Origin of the sequence: Stenotrophomonas sp. TWI169, assembly GCF_039674705.1 — a bacterium.
Lineage (GTDB): Bacteria > Pseudomonadota > Gammaproteobacteria > Xanthomonadales > Xanthomonadaceae > Stenotrophomonas > Stenotrophomonas maltophilia_P.
This window is the reverse complement of sequence record NZ_JBDJOB010000019.1, coordinates 1-15,414: the sequence shown is the minus strand read 5'-3', so window position 1 is coordinate 15,414 and position 15,414 is coordinate 1. Positions and strand designations below refer to the sequence as shown.

General features: G+C 68.8%; 12 protein-coding genes. 2 read left to right on the top strand and 10 right to left on the bottom strand.

What is annotated here, in order from left to right:
* Positions 1–9: 9 nt before the first annotated feature.
* The 8 genes from ABE543_RS14365 to ABE543_RS14330 form a co-directional block, all read right to left on the bottom strand.
* Entirely contained in the window at positions 10–2,079 is a 2,070-nt protein-coding gene (locus ABE543_RS14365) for a tetratricopeptide repeat protein (RefSeq protein WP_065182076.1), read from the bottom strand.
* 56 nt (positions 2,080–2,135) lie between these two features.
* Positions 2,136–3,170, bottom strand: a complete 1,035-nt coding sequence (locus ABE543_RS14360) for an alpha/beta fold hydrolase (protein ID WP_080375346.1) — start codon at positions 3,168–3,170, stop codon at positions 2,136–2,138.
* A 7-nt stretch (positions 3,171–3,177) separates the two neighbouring features.
* A complete protein-coding gene (locus tag ABE543_RS14355) occupies positions 3,178–3,969 on the bottom strand; it encodes a lysophospholipid acyltransferase family protein (RefSeq protein ID WP_053519975.1) in 792 nt (263 codons plus the stop codon).
* A 120-nt stretch (positions 3,970–4,089) separates the two neighbouring features.
* The gene (locus ABE543_RS14350) at positions 4,090–4,524 is read right to left on the bottom strand and encodes a hotdog fold thioesterase (protein WP_053519976.1); all 435 of its coding nucleotides are present in this window, start codon (positions 4,522–4,524) and stop codon (positions 4,090–4,092) included.
* A 10-nt stretch (positions 4,525–4,534) separates the two neighbouring features.
* Positions 4,535–6,607: a phospholipase D family protein gene (locus ABE543_RS14345; protein WP_346475817.1), complete on the bottom strand. Its 2,073-nt coding sequence runs from the start codon at positions 6,605–6,607 to the stop codon at positions 4,535–4,537.
* On the bottom strand, positions 6,604–7,221 hold the full coding sequence (locus ABE543_RS14340; protein ID WP_164152954.1) for a YceI family protein: 618 nt from the start codon (positions 7,219–7,221) through the stop codon (positions 6,604–6,606). The genes ABE543_RS14345 and ABE543_RS14340 overlap by 4 nt, the downstream gene beginning before the upstream one ends.
* 4 nt (positions 7,222–7,225) lie before the next feature.
* Positions 7,226–7,702 carry a histidine phosphatase family protein gene (locus ABE543_RS14335; RefSeq protein WP_065174130.1) on the bottom strand — a complete coding sequence of 159 codons (477 nt, stop codon included), beginning with the start codon at positions 7,700–7,702 and terminating at the stop codon, positions 7,226–7,228.
* A 51-nt stretch (positions 7,703–7,753) separates the two neighbouring features.
* Positions 7,754–8,383, bottom strand: coding sequence for a ParA family protein (locus ABE543_RS14330; RefSeq protein ID WP_346475816.1), 630 nt, complete (start codon positions 8,381–8,383; stop codon positions 7,754–7,756).
* 123 nt (positions 8,384–8,506) lie between these two features.
* On the opposite strand from ABE543_RS14330, the gene ABE543_RS14325 reads away from it, so the two are divergent.
* Complete coding sequence (locus ABE543_RS14325; protein ID WP_065182079.1) at positions 8,507–9,991, top strand: AAA family ATPase; 1,485 nt, start codon at positions 8,507–8,509, stop codon at positions 9,989–9,991.
* 72 nt (positions 9,992–10,063) lie between these two features.
* Here the strand turns inward: ABE543_RS14325 and ABE543_RS14320 are convergent, their stop codons facing one another.
* Positions 10,064–10,702, bottom strand: a complete 639-nt coding sequence (locus ABE543_RS14320) for a tetratricopeptide repeat protein (protein ID WP_065182080.1) — start codon at positions 10,700–10,702, stop codon at positions 10,064–10,066.
* A 172-nt stretch (positions 10,703–10,874) separates the two neighbouring features.
* Between ABE543_RS14320 and ABE543_RS14315 the strand changes: the two genes are divergently transcribed.
* Positions 10,875–14,561, top strand: coding sequence for an indolepyruvate ferredoxin oxidoreductase family protein (locus tag ABE543_RS14315; RefSeq protein ID WP_193395716.1), 3,687 nt, complete (start codon positions 10,875–10,877; stop codon positions 14,559–14,561).
* 39 nt (positions 14,562–14,600) lie between these two features.
* Here the strand turns inward: ABE543_RS14315 and ABE543_RS14310 are convergent, their stop codons facing one another.
* Entirely contained in the window at positions 14,601–15,215 is a 615-nt protein-coding gene (locus tag ABE543_RS14310) for a DUF938 domain-containing protein (protein ID WP_346475815.1), read from the bottom strand.
* Positions 15,216–15,414: the final 199 nt, after the last annotated feature.

Here is a 15,414-nt window from a genome sequence, read left to right as displayed (position 1 = left end):
GGACGGTCCTCACTCTTCCGGGTAGCCCAGGCGCACCGCGATTGGTGTCAGCTGGGCGAAAGCGGCGCTCATCACGTCGCGGTAGTGGCGCCAGTGGCCCGGCGGGAAGCGCGGCACGCCAAGCTGGGCTGCCACGGGCATGGGGCGCTCGAACAGGCGTCCCAGCAGCTCGGCCATTGCCTGCGCATCATTGCCGATGTGATCGATCCGCAGCAGCACATGCGGGTACAGATCTTCCTCGTTCAGGGTCGCGACCTGGGCCAGCGCACGCGCCAGCCATTCGCCGGCCTCGGCCAGCGAGGTCATCGCCAGCGGCGCGGCAGCGCCATAGGCCACCCAGTCCAGCAGCATGTCGCGCGGATCACGCAGCACGATCAGCAGGCGGCCCTGCGGCAGCTGCGGGCGCAGGGCCCACAGCAGCGCGTTGTCCCACCACAGCAGCCAGTCGATGATCGTGTCGCCCTGCACGCCGCGCGCCGGCAGCTGCTCGCGCCAGCGCTGCACCAGCCGCTCCGGCGTCAGCACGCCGGACGCCAGGTCCTGCAGCGTGTGGTAGTTCTGGAACGCGTCATCCGGCGGGTTGCTGGTGTAGCGATCACTGCGCAGCACCGGGCTGGCAGCGGCCAGGCCGGTCGCCACGCGCTCCACACCCGAACCCGGTGCGCCCCACAGGAAAATCGGCGCCGACGTGTTGGATTCGTCGACACTGCCCTTGTCCGGCCAGCTCGGCGGTGCCTTCGCCTGCGGCGGCAGCGGCAGGCGCTGCGGCGCCTGGTCGGCCTGCAGCGCCAGCCAGGTTGCCAGGGCGGCATCCGGTTGCCCGGCGCGATCCTGGATCTCGCCCAGCCAGGTGCGCAGGTCAGCGCGATGGCCCTCCGCGGCCTGTTCGATCAGCGCCTGCACGCGGGCAACGGCAGCAGCGGGGTCGCGCTGCAGCAGGCCCTCGACAAGGCGGGACTCGGCGCTGACACGGCCCGGCTCGAGGCTGACGATGCGTTCTGCGATGCCTTCAGCCTGTGCGTGCTCACCCGCCATATCGTGCAGCCGCAGACGCGCCTCCAGGGCGGGCACATGGCCAGGCATCGCTTCGATCCAGCGCTCGACCACGGCAACCGCCGCATCGCTGCCCACCTCTTCCACCGACAGGCGTGCCAGCCACAGGTCATGCAGCTGCGGGTTGTTTTCCAGCGCCGCATCCAGGCGTGCGCGTGCTTCTTCCTCGCGGCCCAGCCGCTGCCACGACATCAGCAGCAGCTGCAGCATCTGCCGGTCTGCCGGCTGCGATTCCAGCAGCGGCAGCAGGTGTTCCAGCGCCTGCAAGGGCTGCCCGCTGCGCAGCGCCAGCTCACCGGCCAGGCGCCGCAGCGATGCGTGGTCCATGCCTGGCTGCTGCAGCGCCACCTGCATGGCCTCGGCGGCGGCCTCGAGATTGCCCTGCCGCAACGCCAGCTGCACGACCAGCCCGTGCAGGGACGACAGCGACGGGTTGAGCTCCAGCACGCGGCGGAAGGCCTGCTCGGCGAATGCCAGCATGTCCTTGCCCAGATAGGCAAAGCCCAGTGCATACAGCACGCGCGGATCATTCGGCTGGGCCTGGTTGGCCTGCGACAGCAGTACCAGCGCGCGATCAGGATCGTCACGGCGCAGGGCGATCATGCCGTCGATGTGCAGCAGATCGGGGTGATCCGGTTCAACGCGCGCGGCCAGGGTCGACAGGCGCTGGGCTTCATCGAAGTCATTACGGCCGATCGCCAGGTGCGCCTGCATCAGGTAGGCGGAAAAGGCGTTCGGATTGAGATCGGTGGTACGCAGCAGCGCCTCGTCGGCGCCCTGGTATTCGCGCAGCGCCAACAGCAGGCCGGCATGCTGCAGATGCAGCTGGGCATCGTCGGGGGCCAGCCGCAGCGCCTGCTGCAGGGCGTCCATCGCGTCGCCGGGCTTGCCCTGCTGCTGCAGCGCAAGCGCCAGCCAGCGGTGGGCCGCGGCCAGGCCGGGTTCGTCACGGGTCCACGCCTGGGCCAGCTGCACGGCCTGGCCGGCCTCGTTCTGGCGCAACGCTTGGATGATCTGGTCTTGCATGGCGGTCCGGTTCAAGGGCAAACCCGCATTGTAGCGGCCTGCGCGCCGGTCCCGGTTCAGGCCTGCAGAACCCGCCGCAGGCGCTGCGCCACCCAGCGCTCGGAGAAGCCGTCACCACGCCAGTTTTCCAGGAAACCGCAGTGACCGCCCCAGCACGCCGTTTCCAGATGCGCCTGGCGTGGCAGCTGCCAGTCGCGGAACGTGGAATACGGGATCACCGGATCATCCTGTGCCATCAGGATGTCGGCCGGCACCTGCAGCCCGGACAGGCGATCACCGGCAATCGAGTAGCCGTCGAAATACGCCTGCAGCGAACCGAAGGTGGTATGGCGCTCGACCAGCCATGCGGTCAGCGCGCGGATGTCCAGCTTCAGCACGCGATCGTCGCAGTCACTCAACTCGGGGAACAGGTCGCGCTTGCGGCGCAGCGAGACGGTCCACTTGCGGCGGAAATACCAGTCGTACATCGCCGGGCCGTTCTCGATGCTCTCCATGGTCAACGCCGGGTCCAGCACCGGGCACACCGAGGCCACCCGCAGCAGCGGCACGCCGGCTGCCGGCGCACGCAGGGCCAGGCGCAGCACGAAGTTGCCTCCCAGCGAGTAGCCAGCGGCGACCAGCGGCAGGTGCGGCCAGCGCTGGGCGACGTCGCCCGCGGCATGCACCACTTCGTCGATCAGGTTGGAATGGAAGATGCCGGGGTTGAGGTGATGGGTGTTGCCATGGTCACGGAAGTTCAGCCGCACCACGTCGAAGCCCTGCTCGAGCATGCGCGCGGCGGCCATGCGCATGTAGCTGGACTCGGCGCTGCCTTCCCAGCCATGCAGCAGCAGTGCGATGCCACGCGGCTCACGCCCCTCGACGTGGCTGTGCCAGCCCTGCAGGCGCACGCCCTCGCCACCATCGAGGATCATTTCCTCGCTGACTGCGCCGGTGGCGGCCAGCAGCAGCAGGCCGCGCTGCAGGCGCATGCGGCTGGAACTGAGCATCGACTGCAGGTGGGGATTGCGCAGCCAGCGCGGCGGCTGGTAATCGGCCGCAGTCAGCATCGACGCGGATGCGTCGACAGGCGGTGGCGGGACCAGGGCCACCACGGCCTCACTCCCCGCTCATGGCCGCCACGATGCGCGCGCGCGAGGTCTCCGCGATGCGCCGACGGCCTTCCAGGTCCTGGGCACCGATCGGTGCCAGGAAGTGCACTTCCGCACGTCGCGCCGGCTCACCGAGCAGGCGCAGGAAATTGGCGAAGAAACTCTCGCCCGGGCCGAAGGCCACGATCGTCTGCGCGTCGCCCTTCGTTCCGTACACCAGCGCCACCGGCTGCACCGGCACACCGGTCTCGACTGCCGCCTGGAAGATCCGGGCGTGGAACGGGCCCACTTCGTGGCCCCCGCGGGTGCGCCCCTCCGGGAACACGCCCACGGCCTTGCCTTCACGCAGGCGATCGGCCATCACCTGCATCACCCCACCGAGCGACTCGGTGTTGCCACGCTGGTGGAAGATGGTCTGGCCGCGCGCGGCCAGCCAGCCGACCACCGGCCAGCCGGCGATCTCGCGCTTGGCGACGAAGCCCATCATGCGCTGGCTGTGCAGGATGCTGATGTCGACCCAGCTGACGTGGTTGGCGACGAACAGCACCGCGCCGGGCAGCGGCTGGCCGAAGCGCACCAGGCGGAAACCGAAGATCCACATCAGGCCGCCCTGCCACGCGTTCACCACTTTGGCACCGAGACGGTCCTGGCCCACGCGCAGGTTCGCCCACGGCGCGAGCATGCCCAGCAGGGTGAGCGGCAGGAACACGAGGATGTGGACCAACAGCAGCGGTACGCGGTACAGGTAACGGCACACACGCGCCACGCCGCCGCGGGGGGCCGGAGTGGGGGAAGTCATCCGCGCACGATACCGGAGGGCTGCCATCGCTGCCAGCTGGTTCAGGCCATAAATCCGCTAGATCGGGGCAATCGGCGGGGAACGCTGGGTTCCGCCGCTGTCGCGGGCCTGGCCGGGGGCTCAGCCGTGGCCGGCAGCCACCACGGCCAGGGTCAGCCGCGAGATGCACACCAGCCGGCCCTGCTCGTCCTCGATGCGGATCTCCCACAGCTGCGTGCTGCGACCCACGTGCAGCGCGCGTGCGGTACCGGTGACGGTGCCCGAACGCACCGCGCGCACGTGGTTGGCGTTGATTTCCAGGCCCACGCAGATCTGCTTGCCGGCCTCCACGCACAGATTCCCCGCGCTGCTGCCCAGGGTCTCGGCCAGCACCACCGATGCGCCGCCGTGCAGGATGCCGTAGGGCTGGCGGGTGCGCTCGTCCACCGGCATGGTGGCCTGCAGCCAGTCTTCACCGGCAGCGCTGAAGACGATGCCCAGCGACGCGATGGCCGTGTTGCGGCTGAGCGCGTTGAGCTGCTCGAGGGATACGGCTTCGCGGAACACCTGGGTCATGCGGGCACCTTCAGAGGATGGGGACGAGGCCGGCGCCGAATGCGGTCAGCATGCGTACCAGCAACCACTTCGGTCCGACGTTGACTTCGGGGAAGTCGCCCACGGCGACGTAGCACTGGTGGAAGTCCGGGCTATGCCGGGGCAGCGGCTGCGGGCAGTCCGGACCCGGCTTGAACTCGTAGTCGGTGGCGTAGCGCCACGGCCAGAAATCGAGGATCGGCAGCGCCTCGGAGGCCTTGCCGACGCTGTAGTTGAGCCCGGACAGCACCGGCGGCTTGGCGCGTGGCGCGACCGTCCAGGAGTTCTGCGGGTGGATGTCGCGCAGGATGCTCTGTGCCAGCTGCTCGGCGAACACCGGATCGTCGATGATAACCGCACCTTCGGTGTTGTAGTTCTCGCTGCGCGGATCGAAGTTGTGGGTGCCGACCACGCCGATGCGGCGGTCGACCACCAGCGACTTCGCGTGCAACCCCATGCGCGCACCCTTGCGGGTCACAGGCAGCGGCTTGTTGACCGCCTTGCTGCCCAGGAACGAGGGCCGCGTCTCGGTGCGCAGCAGACGCGTTTCCACTTCACTGCCGGCGGCGCGGCGGCGCGCCCGCGCATTCTCGTAGGCGCTGCCGGTGCGGGGGCGGAAAACCGCCGGCGCTTCGTCGGCGCCACTCGTGGTGGCGGTGGCGTCGGTGGCGGAGGACGTGCCGCCGCTGCGGGCATTGCTGCCGGCAGCGCTGCCGCCGATCAGCGGATTGCGTCCGCCACTGTCCTGGCCCGGCGGCGCCTCGATCGGGTCCGGCAGCAGGTTGCGGTAGTCGACCGGCGCATCGAGCGGGAACGGTTTGTATTCGAAGATGTTGAAGCCCAGCTCACGCATGTTGCGCCGCTTGTACTTGTACGACAGCGCGTAGACGATCGGGTTGTCGGTGGCCGCCAGGCTGTTGGTGGACACCAGCACGCGCGGCGGCTGCGGACGCTTGCGCAGATCGCGGAACAATGTCTGCGCGGGTTTGGACAGCACCAGGTACGGCGTCTGCAGGATCACTTCGTGCTGCGCGCTGGCGATCAGTGCGTCGAGCTGTGGCTCGGTGACGTGCTGGCTGGCCAGCGGCGCATCGACCTTTTCGCGCCGATGCTTTCGCGGCAGGTCGGCGACGTAGCGCACCGACGCCACCGGCAACGCGGTGTCGACGAAAGAGCGGGTGACGAAGTCCATGTCGTTGGCCTCCGCGCTGACCCGCTGCACCCGCTCGGGACGGCGGAAGGTGGCGGGCGGCAGGGCCGGCACGCCCTCGCGCAGCAGCGTACGTCCGACGTCGTTCAGGCGTTCGGCCGGCACGCTGCGGCGGGCGCGCCAGAATGCATCGAAATTGGCCGCCATCTCACGCGCTTCCGGGCCGGCGATCAATACGTCGCGATCACGGAAGTTGTACTCGCGGTCCCAGTCGTAATAGTCGTCCTGGTAGTTGCGGCCGCCAACCACGCCGATTGCGTCATCAATCACCAGCAGCTTGTTGTGCATGCGCTGGTTGAAGCGGCGGAAACAGCACAGCACGCTGCCGGCATAGTCGAAGTAGTTCAGCCGCGCCTTGCCGAAGGTCGGGTTGTACACCCGCAGCTGGAAGTTCTCGTGGGCGCCGGACAGGGCGCCGAGAATCTGCAGGTCGGAGATGGCCGAGAGCTGGTCGATCAGCAGCCGCACCTTCACTCCCCGCTTCGAGGCGGCGAGCAGTTCATCGATGACCAGCCGGGCACTGTCGTCCTTGTCGAAGATATAGGTCTGCAGATCGATGCTGCGGGTGGCACTGCGCAACAGGTTCAGGCGCGCGACCAGTGCGCCCTCCCCCTCGTCCAGCAGGGTGGCGTAATGACGGGGACGGGTTTCGGTGGACTCGCTGAATGCGCGGCCAGCGAGCGCGCGCAGCGGCGACTCCTGCGCGCAGCGGTCGGCACGCTGGCACTCGACCTCGGTGGAGCGCGCCTGCACGGCAATCGCTTCGGCACGGTCGCGCTCGGCGTGCGACAGCGACGCACAGCCACTGCCAAGCAACACCGTTGCCAGCGCCAGCACCCGCAGCAGCAGATTCACGGTTTCGGCGCCTCGCTCAGGCGCGCTCGCAATACGAAGGTCACTCGGTCACTCAAGGCAAGCTGCCAGCTGTCCATGCCATACCGGCCTCGCTGCACGGTACCGCGGCTGACGACGTCGCAATCATAGCCGGGTCGGGCGCACTGCGCCTTCTCGACCCGCAGCGATTCAGGATGGCTGACCCCGCGCAGGGTCAGACGGCCTTCGATGTCGCCGCCTTCGGCCACCGTGTCGGGCCAGTAGGGCAGCGAATCGAACTCCACCATGGGGTGCCGCCCGGCGTCGAAGAACTCCTCGCCCCGCATCCAGCCGGTGTAGCGGGCCTTGCCGGGAATCTCCACCGACCGGGTGAACATCTTCAGGTGCACCTGGTGGCGGCCGTCGGAGAGCACCTCGATGCGCCCCTCGAACTGCGGGAACACCCCCTCGATGCGCTGCCCGAAGCGGGTGCGTACTTCGAAGCCGATGCGCGAATGCTGGCTGTCGAGCAGCAGCACGCGGGGGCCATCGGCGCGCACCGGAGGCAACGTGGTTGGCTGGGGCACGCCCGCCCAGGCCGGGGCGAGTGCCAGCAGCAGGGGCAACAGGCAGCGGCCGGGCCACCGCAGGCTCATCGGCTCACGGCCACCAGAAGGCGTTCAGGCTGGCCACGCCCGGCTCGATCGCCGCTTCGCGCGGGAAGCCGAGCACCGCGATGCCGGCCGGCGGCATGCCGCGGTAATCGCTGCTGCTGCCTTCGGTCATCAGGGCCACCAGCCGTTCCAGGCCGGGGTTGTGGCCCACGACCAGCACACGGTCGAGATCGCGGCGTTCATCCACCAGTGCCGCCAGGGTGCCCGGGGTGGCTTCGTAGATGCGGTCTTCCAGGCGCTTTTCGACATAGCCGATGGCCGCCATCACCGCTTCCAGGGTTTCGCGGGTCCGCCGCGCAGGCGAGCACAGCACGCAATCCGGCAGCAGCTTGTTCTCCTTCAGCCAGCGGCCGGCGGCTTCGGCTTCGGCAAGCCCGACCGGCGACAGGGGCCGGTCGAGGTCGGCCTGGCCCGGGGTGGCCGGTTCGGCGTGGGCATGGCGCAGCAGGATCAGTTCACGCATCGCGGATATCCATGGAATCGGGGAGTGGAGCAAGGGCCCAGGCGTGAACGGTCACAGCTTCAGCCAGGACAGCAGAGGTTCCCAGTCGGCCTGGTGCTCGCGCACCTGGGCGGAGCGATAGTCGAACAGGCTGCGGCCCAGGCCGGTCATGACCACGTAGCTCTGGCTGTCGCGCAGCTGTGCGACCACCGGGTACGGCCATTCGGCCAGCATCTGCAGCGCCTGCTGCGAGGTCTGGGTCCAGGGCTTGGTGCGGTTGAGCACCAGCCCCACCGGCAGCTTGCGGCTGTGCACGCGCGGCACCTGGGCCAGGCTGTTGAGGAAGCCGACGATGGCTTCGATGTCCAGCGCCGAGGGCAGCACCGGCACCACCACTGCATCGGCGGCATCAAGGAAATGGGGGATATCGTCGGCCAACGCGCCGGCAGGCGCATCGATGATGACGGTCTCGGTGCCATCGGGCAGCTTCTGCGCCCATTGCTTCTTCCGGTACACGTCGATCGGCAGCACCGCGCTTTCCAGGCCGGCGCGGCGCTGTGCCCAGCAGGTGCTGGAGCCCTGCGGGTCGGCATCGGCGATCACCGTGGCCTTGCCCTGCAATGCCGCGTACGCGGCCAGGTGGGTGGCGACGGTGGTCTTGCCCACCCCGCCCTTGGAACCGGCCACCAGGATCGTCTTCATGCCAGCCTCGCTTCCGGGTACGTGCCCCGAGCGTACACCGGCGATGGTGACGGGAGGTAGAGCCGCGCTGAACCTGTCGGCATCGGCTTTGCTATGGTGGCGCCCCCGAAGGATCGAACCCGCATGAGCGAACTGCAGGACCTGAGCGCGCTGATCCGCGCCAACACCCCCCTGATCGTGGTGGAGACCCAGGACGAGGGCCGCATCGTCGAGCTGTTCCGGCAGACACTGATGCATGTATGGCGGGCCCTGCACCGCTGGTCGATCACCGAGGGCCTGCGCCGCATCGATCTGGACAGCGAGGATGCGCCGGTCGGACCGCCCGATGCCAGCGCGGCGCTGCAGATGATCCGCCAGGCCGACCAGCGCGGGGTGTACCTGCTGCTCGATTTCCATCCCTATCTGGGCTATGCCAGCCACCAGCGCGCGCTGCGCGACCTGATCCAGCGCCGCCACAGCGAACCCCATGTGCTGGTGCTGATCGGCGCCAAGGTCGAGCTGCCGGCCGAACTGGAAGCCCTGGCGGTGCGCTTCAACCCGCGCCTGCCCGACGCCAATGCACTGCTGAAGATGCTGCGCGAAGAGGCCGATGCCTATGCACGCGAGCACGGTGGCCGCCGCGTGGAGGTCGACAGCGAGGCGGTGAAGAAGATCCTGAAGAACCTGCAGGGCCTGAGCCTGGTCGACGCCCGGCGCATCGCCCGGCAGCTCATCTACGCCGACGGTGCGCTGCGCGACGACGACCTGCCGCAGCTGGCGCGGCTGAAGTTCGAGCTGCTCAACCGCAGCGGCCACCTGTTCTTCGAGCATGACAGCGCGCGCTTCGGCGACGTGGCCGGCGCCAACCGGCTCAAGCGCTGGATCAACCAGCGCCGTGTCGCGTTCATCGCCGGCTCGGCACCGGCAGGGCTGGATCCACCGCGCGGCATGCTGTTGCTGGGCGTGCAGGGCTGCGGCAAGTCGATGCTGGCCAAGGCCACCGCCGCCGGGTTCGGCGTACCGCTGCTGCGCCTGGACGTGGGCGCGCTGTACAACAAGTACCACGGCGAGACCGAGTCCAACCTGCGCCAGGCCCTGGCCTCGGCCGAGCAGCTGGCGCCCTGCGTGCTGTGGATGGACGAGATCGAGAAGGGCCTGGCCAGTGGTGGCGACGACGGTGGGGTATCGCGCCGCGTGCTTGGCTACCTGCTGACCTGGATGGCCGAACGCAAGGCGCCGGTGTTCATCGTCGCTACCGCCAACCAGGTGCATGAGCTGCCCGCGGAGCTGCTGCGCAAGGGACGCTTCGACGAGATCTTCTTCGTTGACCTGCCCTCGCCCGAGGTGCGGGTGGAACTGCTGCGCCTGCACCTGGGGCGACGCCAGCTCACTGCGGACGACTTCGCGCTGCCGGCGCTTGCCGCAGCGTCCAACGGGTTCTCCGGTGCGGAGATCGAGCAGGCCATCGTGGCCGGGCTGTATGCGGCCCATGCCGAGAACCGGCCGCTGGATACCGAAACGCTGATGGGCGAGATCCGGGCGACACGGCCCTTGTCGGTGCTGATGGCCGAGCAGGTGGCGGCGTTGCGCGAGTGGGCGTCGGGTCGCACGGTGTCTGCGGACGACTGAGCGGTCTGCCACCCGCGGCGCAGGCTGTTGCCCTCTGCAGGTGCCGGGTGCACCCCGGCACCACGCCTGCCCTCAGGGCCAGGCCGGCGGCGCGGCAGCCCAGGCCTGCTGTACTTCGGCCAGCGACGCGCGCTCGTCCTCGCGCCACTGCGGCAGCAGCTGCGCGTAGCGGCTGCTGTCGCTCCACTGCGACGGTTCGGTGCGCACGGCAGCGGCGTACCACTGCACTGCCTGCTCCTTCTGCCCCAGGCGCCACAGTGCCAACGCGTAGCTTGGCGGCAACCAGCTCGGCTTGCTGAGCGTACTGCCGGCGGCGGCCTGCCACTGCTCCAGCGCGGCCTCCGGCTGCCCCTGCCGCAGCAGGTCCCAACCATAGTTCCAGCGTACGCCGCGACCGACGCTGCTCTGCACCGGGGCATCCTTCAATGCTTCGCGGTACAGCTGCTCGCCAAGTTCGGTACGGCCCTGCGCGATCGCCACCGAGGCCAGCTGCACGGTCGCTTCCACCACGCGCCGGCCACGCTCGCGCTGCTTGAGCAGCTGCGCCACCAGGGCATCGCCCTGCGACTGCTGCACGACCACCATCGGCGCAGCCGCGGCATCGTTGTCGAAATAGAACTCCTGTGGCGCCGGCAATACCGGCGCCGCCCACGCGGAGGCCGCCCCCGAGACCAGCAGGATGCCGGTCAGGATCTTTACTGCCACTGACATTCCTTCTTCCCCCGGGCTGCGACCGCAGCCCCTCTCTCTCCTCCTGATCCTAACCGCAGCATGGCCGCCGGCGCGAGTGCCGGGGCCTGCGTGGCCTCACTGCTACAATTCGCGCCTTCCCCGTCGCGTGCCTGCACGCGGCCGGTGCCAGCCGATCCTGACCGGGCCAGCCATGACCAGTACCGCGCAACTCACCTCGCCCTCTTCCGCCGACCTGATCGACCGTGATTACACGCTCGATCACAAGTACACCCGCAACGAGGGACGGATCTACCTGAGCGGGGTGCAGGCGCTGGTGCGGCTGCCGCTGATGCAGCGGCTGCGGGATGCCGCCGAAGGCATCGACAGCGCGGGGTTCATCAGCGGCTACCGCGGCAGCCCCCTGGGCGGCTTCGATCTGGAGCTGTGGCGCGCCCGCACGCACCTGGAGGCCGCGCGGGTGAAGTTCACCCCGGGCCTGAACGAGGACCTGGGCGCCACCATGGTCTGGGGTACCCAGCAGACCAACCTGTTCCCCGGCGCCAACGTACAGGGCGTGTTCGGCATGTGGTACGGCAAGGGCCCGGGCGTGGACCGCTGCGGCGACGTCTTCAAGCACGCCAATGCGGCAGGCACGTCCCGTCATGGCGGCGTGCTGGCGCTGGCGGCCGATGACCATGCCTGCCGCAGCTCCACCCTGCCGCACGGCAGCGAGGATGAATTCGTCAGCGCGATGATGCCGGTGCTGAATCCGGCGGGCGTGCAGGACATTCTCGACATGGGCCTGCTCGGCTGGGCGATGAGCCGGTATACCGGGCGCTGGGTCGGCTTCAAGACCATCGCCGAGACGGTGGAATCGTCGGCATCGGTCGACGTGGATCCGCTGGCGCGTCGCATCGTGCTGCCGGACGACTTCCCGATGCCGGCCGGCGGCCTCAACATCCGTTGGCCGGACCCGCCGCTGGACCAGGAGATGCGCCTGCACCGCTATGCCGTGAAGGCCGCGCAGGCCTTCGCCCGCGCCAACGGCATCGACCGGGTGGTGATGGACGCGCCGCGTGCACGGCTGGGCATCGTCACCACCGGCAAAAGCTACCTGGATGTGCTGCAGGCACTGGAGTACCTGGGCCTGGACGAGGCCGCCTGCGCCGACATCGGCATCCGCGTCTACAAGGTCGGCATGACCTGGCCGCTGGAGCCGGAAGGCATCGCCCGCTTCGCGCAGGGCCTGGACGACATCATCGTGGTGGAGGAGAAGCGCGCCTTCATCGAGCGGCAGATGAAGGAGCAGTTCTTCAACTGGCCGGCCAGCTGGGGCCCGCGCCCGTCCATCGTCGGCAAGTACGACGAAGCCGGTGAATGGATCCTGCCGTCCACCGGCGAGCTGACCCCGGCCACCATCGCCGGCGTGATCGGCCGGCGCATCCAGCGGTTCTTCAACAACGAGTCGATCGAACAGCGCCTGCAGTGGATGCAGCAGAAGGAGGCCGAGCTCGCGTTGCCGCGCGCCAGCTTCCCGCGCGTACCGCACTACTGCTCGGGCTGCCCGCACAACACCTCCACCACGGTGCCGGACGGTTCACGTGCGTTGGCCGGCATCGGTTGCCATTACATGGTGACCTGGATGGACCGCAGCACCGACACGTTCACCCACATGGGTGGCGAAGGCGTGACCTGGGCAGGGCAGGCGCCGTTCACCGATACCCCGCACGTGTTCCAGAATCTGGGCGACGGCACCTATTTCCACAGCGGCTCGCTGGCGATCCGCCAGGCAATCGCGGCCGGCGTCAACATCACCTACAAGATCCTCTACAACGATGCGGTGGCGATGACCGGTGGCCAGCCGGTGGATGGCCCGCTCAGCGTGCCGGATATCGCCCGGCAGATGCGCGCCGAAGGCATCCACACCATCGTGGTGCTGTCCGACGACATCGCCAAGTGGACCCGCCAGCGCGAGCATTTCCCCAGTGACGTCGAGTTCCACGACCGCAGCGCGCTGGACGAGGTGCAGAAGCGCCTGCGCGAGGTGAAGGGGGTCTCGATCCTGATCTACGAACAGACCTGCGCCACCGAGAAGCGGCGGCGCCGCAAGCGCGGCAAGCTGGAAGATCCCGCCAAGCGCGTGATGATCAACTCGCTGGTCTGCGAGGGCTGCGGCGACTGTGGCAAGAAGAGCTTCTGCGTCTCGGTGCTGCCGAAGGAAACCGAGTTCGGGCGCAAGCGCGAGATCGACCAGTCCAACTGCAACAAGGACTACTCGTGCGTGAATGGCTTCTGCCCGAGTTTCGTCACGGTGCATGGCGGGAAGCCGCGAAAGGGCAACCGGCGCGATGCATCGTCCCTGCTGGACAACCTACCGGCGCCGACGGTGCGCGGCAGCCTGGAGCAGCCCTGGAACATCCTCATTACCGGCGTGGGCGGTACCGGCGTGGTCACCATCGGCGCGTTGCTGGGCATGGCCGGCCACCTGGAGGGCAAGGGCGCCACGGTGCTCGACCAGACCGGCCTGGCGCAGAAGGGCGGCGCGGTGACCACCCACATCCGCATCGCACGCCGGCCGGAGGACATCCACGCCGTGCGCATCGCCGCCGGTGAGGCCGACCTCGTACTGGGCTGCGACATGGTGGTGGTCAACGATTACTGGGCACTGTCGAAGGTGCGCGCGGGCCGCTCGCAGGTCGTGCTCAACACCTACGAAGCGATGCCGGGCACGTTCACCACCCGTCCCGACATGCAGTTCCCGGCGGCCGACATCATCGCTGGCGTGCGCGTGGCGCTGGGCGGCGATGAGCCGCTGCTGCTCGATGCCACCCAACTGGCCACGGCGCTGCTGGGCGATGCGATCGCCGCGAACCTGTTCATCCTCGGCTACGCCTGGCAGCAGGGCCTGGTGCCGCTGTCGTTCGAATCGCTGATGCGTGCCATCGAGCTCAACGGCGCGGCGGTGGCGATGAACCAGCAGGCCTTCGCCTGGGGCCGGCTGGCGGCGATCGATCCGCAGGCCGTGCAGGAGGCCGCCGGCCTGGTGCGCAACCGCCATACTGATACCGAATCCACGCCGGGCCCGCTGCATCCCCTGCCACCGGGCGAGTGGGAAGGCAACGAGTGGGGTGCCACCGCTGCGCCACGCAACACCGGCGACGAACGCGAACTGCGTGGCCTGCCCTCGCATGGCGGCGAGGTTGCCTTCCTGCCGCTGGACGACGCGCGCCTGTCGCGCTCGCTGGATGAAATGATCGAACGCCGCGCCGCGTTCCTGGTCGACTACCAGGACGCCGCCTACGCCGATCGCTACCGCAGCGTGGTCGAACGCGTGCGCGCCGCCGAACGCGAGCGCATCGGCGGCTCGACCGCGCTGACCGAGACCGTGGCCCGCTATCTGTTCAAGCTGATGGCCTACAAGGACGAATACGAAGTCGCCCGCCTTTACACCAGCGGTGATTTCCAGCGCCGGCTGCAGCAGCAGTTCGAGGGTGACTACCAGCTGCGCTTCCATCTGGCGCCGCCGCTGTTCGCGAAGAAGGATGAACAGGGCCGGCTGCAGAAGAAGGAGTACGGTCCGTGGATGTTCAAGGCGTTCGGCCTGCTGGCGAAGCTGAAGTTCCTGCGGGGCGGTGCCTTCGATGTGTTCGGCCGCACTGCCGAGCGCCGCATGGAGCGCAAGCTGATCGGCGACTACGAAGCCACTGTGCAGCTGCTGCTGGACGGGCTGGATGACGGTCGCCTGGCGTTGGCCGTGGAGATCGCCAGCATCCCCGAGCACATCCGCGGCTTCGGCCACGTCAAGGAAGCGCATGTGGAGAGCGCCAAGGCGCGGGAAGCTGCGCTGCTGGCGCAGTGGCGCAACCCGAAGGCGCTGCATATCGTGCAGGTGGCGTAAGCCGGAGCAGCGCCGGCCACCGTCAGCCGCGGCGGTTGCCTAGCCCAACCGCCACACCAACAGGCGGTTGTTGGCCGGCATCGCCACATCGCGCAGGCGGGTGAAGCCGCCTTCCGCGGCCAGCGCCTGCACGGCCTCCGCATCGCGGATGCCGCTGCGCGGATCCCGCGCCTTCAGCCACTCATCGAACCGCGCATTGCTGTCACTGGTGTAGCGGCCGCCGTAGTTGAAGGGGCCATACACCGCCAGCAGTGCGCCGTGTCGCAGCACCGACGGCAACGCGGCAAACAGCGCCTGCACGTGCTCCCAGCTCATGATGTGCAGCGTATTGGCACTGAATGCGGCGTCGAACAGGCTGCCCACCGGCAGCGACAGCCCTGCTGCCGGTGCCAGTTCCACCTGCAGCGCCACCGGCGGCAGCAGGTTCAGCAGTGCCGCCTCGGCGCGCCACGCCTCGATACCCGGCAGATGGTCCGGGTGATCACTGGGCTGCCAGCGCAGCCAGGGCCAGCGTTCGGCGAAGAACACGGCGTGCTGGCCGGTGCCGCTGCCGATCTCCAGTACCCGGTGGCGGTCGCCCATCCACGGATCGAGCGCGGCAGCGATCGGTTCGCGGTTGCGTTCGCAGGCTTCTGAATACGGCTTGCTCGACATCGGGACGGCATCCGGACGGGGTCGGGCCATTGTGCACGAGGGAGGGTGTCCGGCAGGGCTGCGCCCTGCACCCACCGAAGCAACATCAACGTCAAAAGCGGACTGTCCGTGGGTTGGCGGGGTGGGTCCGGTTGCGGGGGCGTGAGCGCCATGGATGGCGCGACCGAGGCTACAGGGACGTAGTCACGCCGTCCCCCGC

What these genes read in the sequence shown, in the direction of transcription:
- ABE543_RS14310 (WP_346475815.1), bottom strand. Translation starts at nt 15,215, where the DNA reads ATGTCGAGCAAGCCGTATTCAGAAGCCTGCGAACGCAACCGCGAACCG.
- ABE543_RS14315 (WP_193395716.1), top strand. Translation starts at nt 10,875, where the DNA reads ATGACCAGTACCGCGCAACTCACCTCGCCCTCTTCCGCCGACCTGATC.
- ABE543_RS14330 (WP_346475816.1), bottom strand. Translation starts at nt 8,383, where the DNA reads ATGAAGACGATCCTGGTGGCCGGTTCCAAGGGCGGGGTGGGCAAGACC.
- ABE543_RS14325 (WP_065182079.1), top strand. Translation starts at nt 8,507, where the DNA reads ATGAGCGAACTGCAGGACCTGAGCGCGCTGATCCGCGCCAACACCCCC.
- ABE543_RS14350 (WP_053519976.1), bottom strand. Translation starts at nt 4,524, where the DNA reads ATGACCCAGGTGTTCCGCGAAGCCGTATCCCTCGAGCAGCTCAACGCG.
- ABE543_RS14335 (WP_065174130.1), bottom strand. Translation starts at nt 7,702, where the DNA reads ATGCGTGAACTGATCCTGCTGCGCCATGCCCACGCCGAACCGGCCACC.
- ABE543_RS14320 (WP_065182080.1), bottom strand. Translation starts at nt 10,702, where the DNA reads ATGTCAGTGGCAGTAAAGATCCTGACCGGCATCCTGCTGGTCTCGGGG.
- ABE543_RS14365 (WP_065182076.1), bottom strand. Translation starts at nt 2,079, where the DNA reads ATGCAAGACCAGATCATCCAAGCGTTGCGCCAGAACGAGGCCGGCCAG.
- ABE543_RS14355 (WP_053519975.1), bottom strand. Translation starts at nt 3,969, where the DNA reads ATGACTTCCCCCACTCCGGCCCCCCGCGGCGGCGTGGCGCGTGTGTGC.
- ABE543_RS14340 (WP_164152954.1), bottom strand. Translation starts at nt 7,221, where the DNA reads ATGAGCCTGCGGTGGCCCGGCCGCTGCCTGTTGCCCCTGCTGCTGGCA.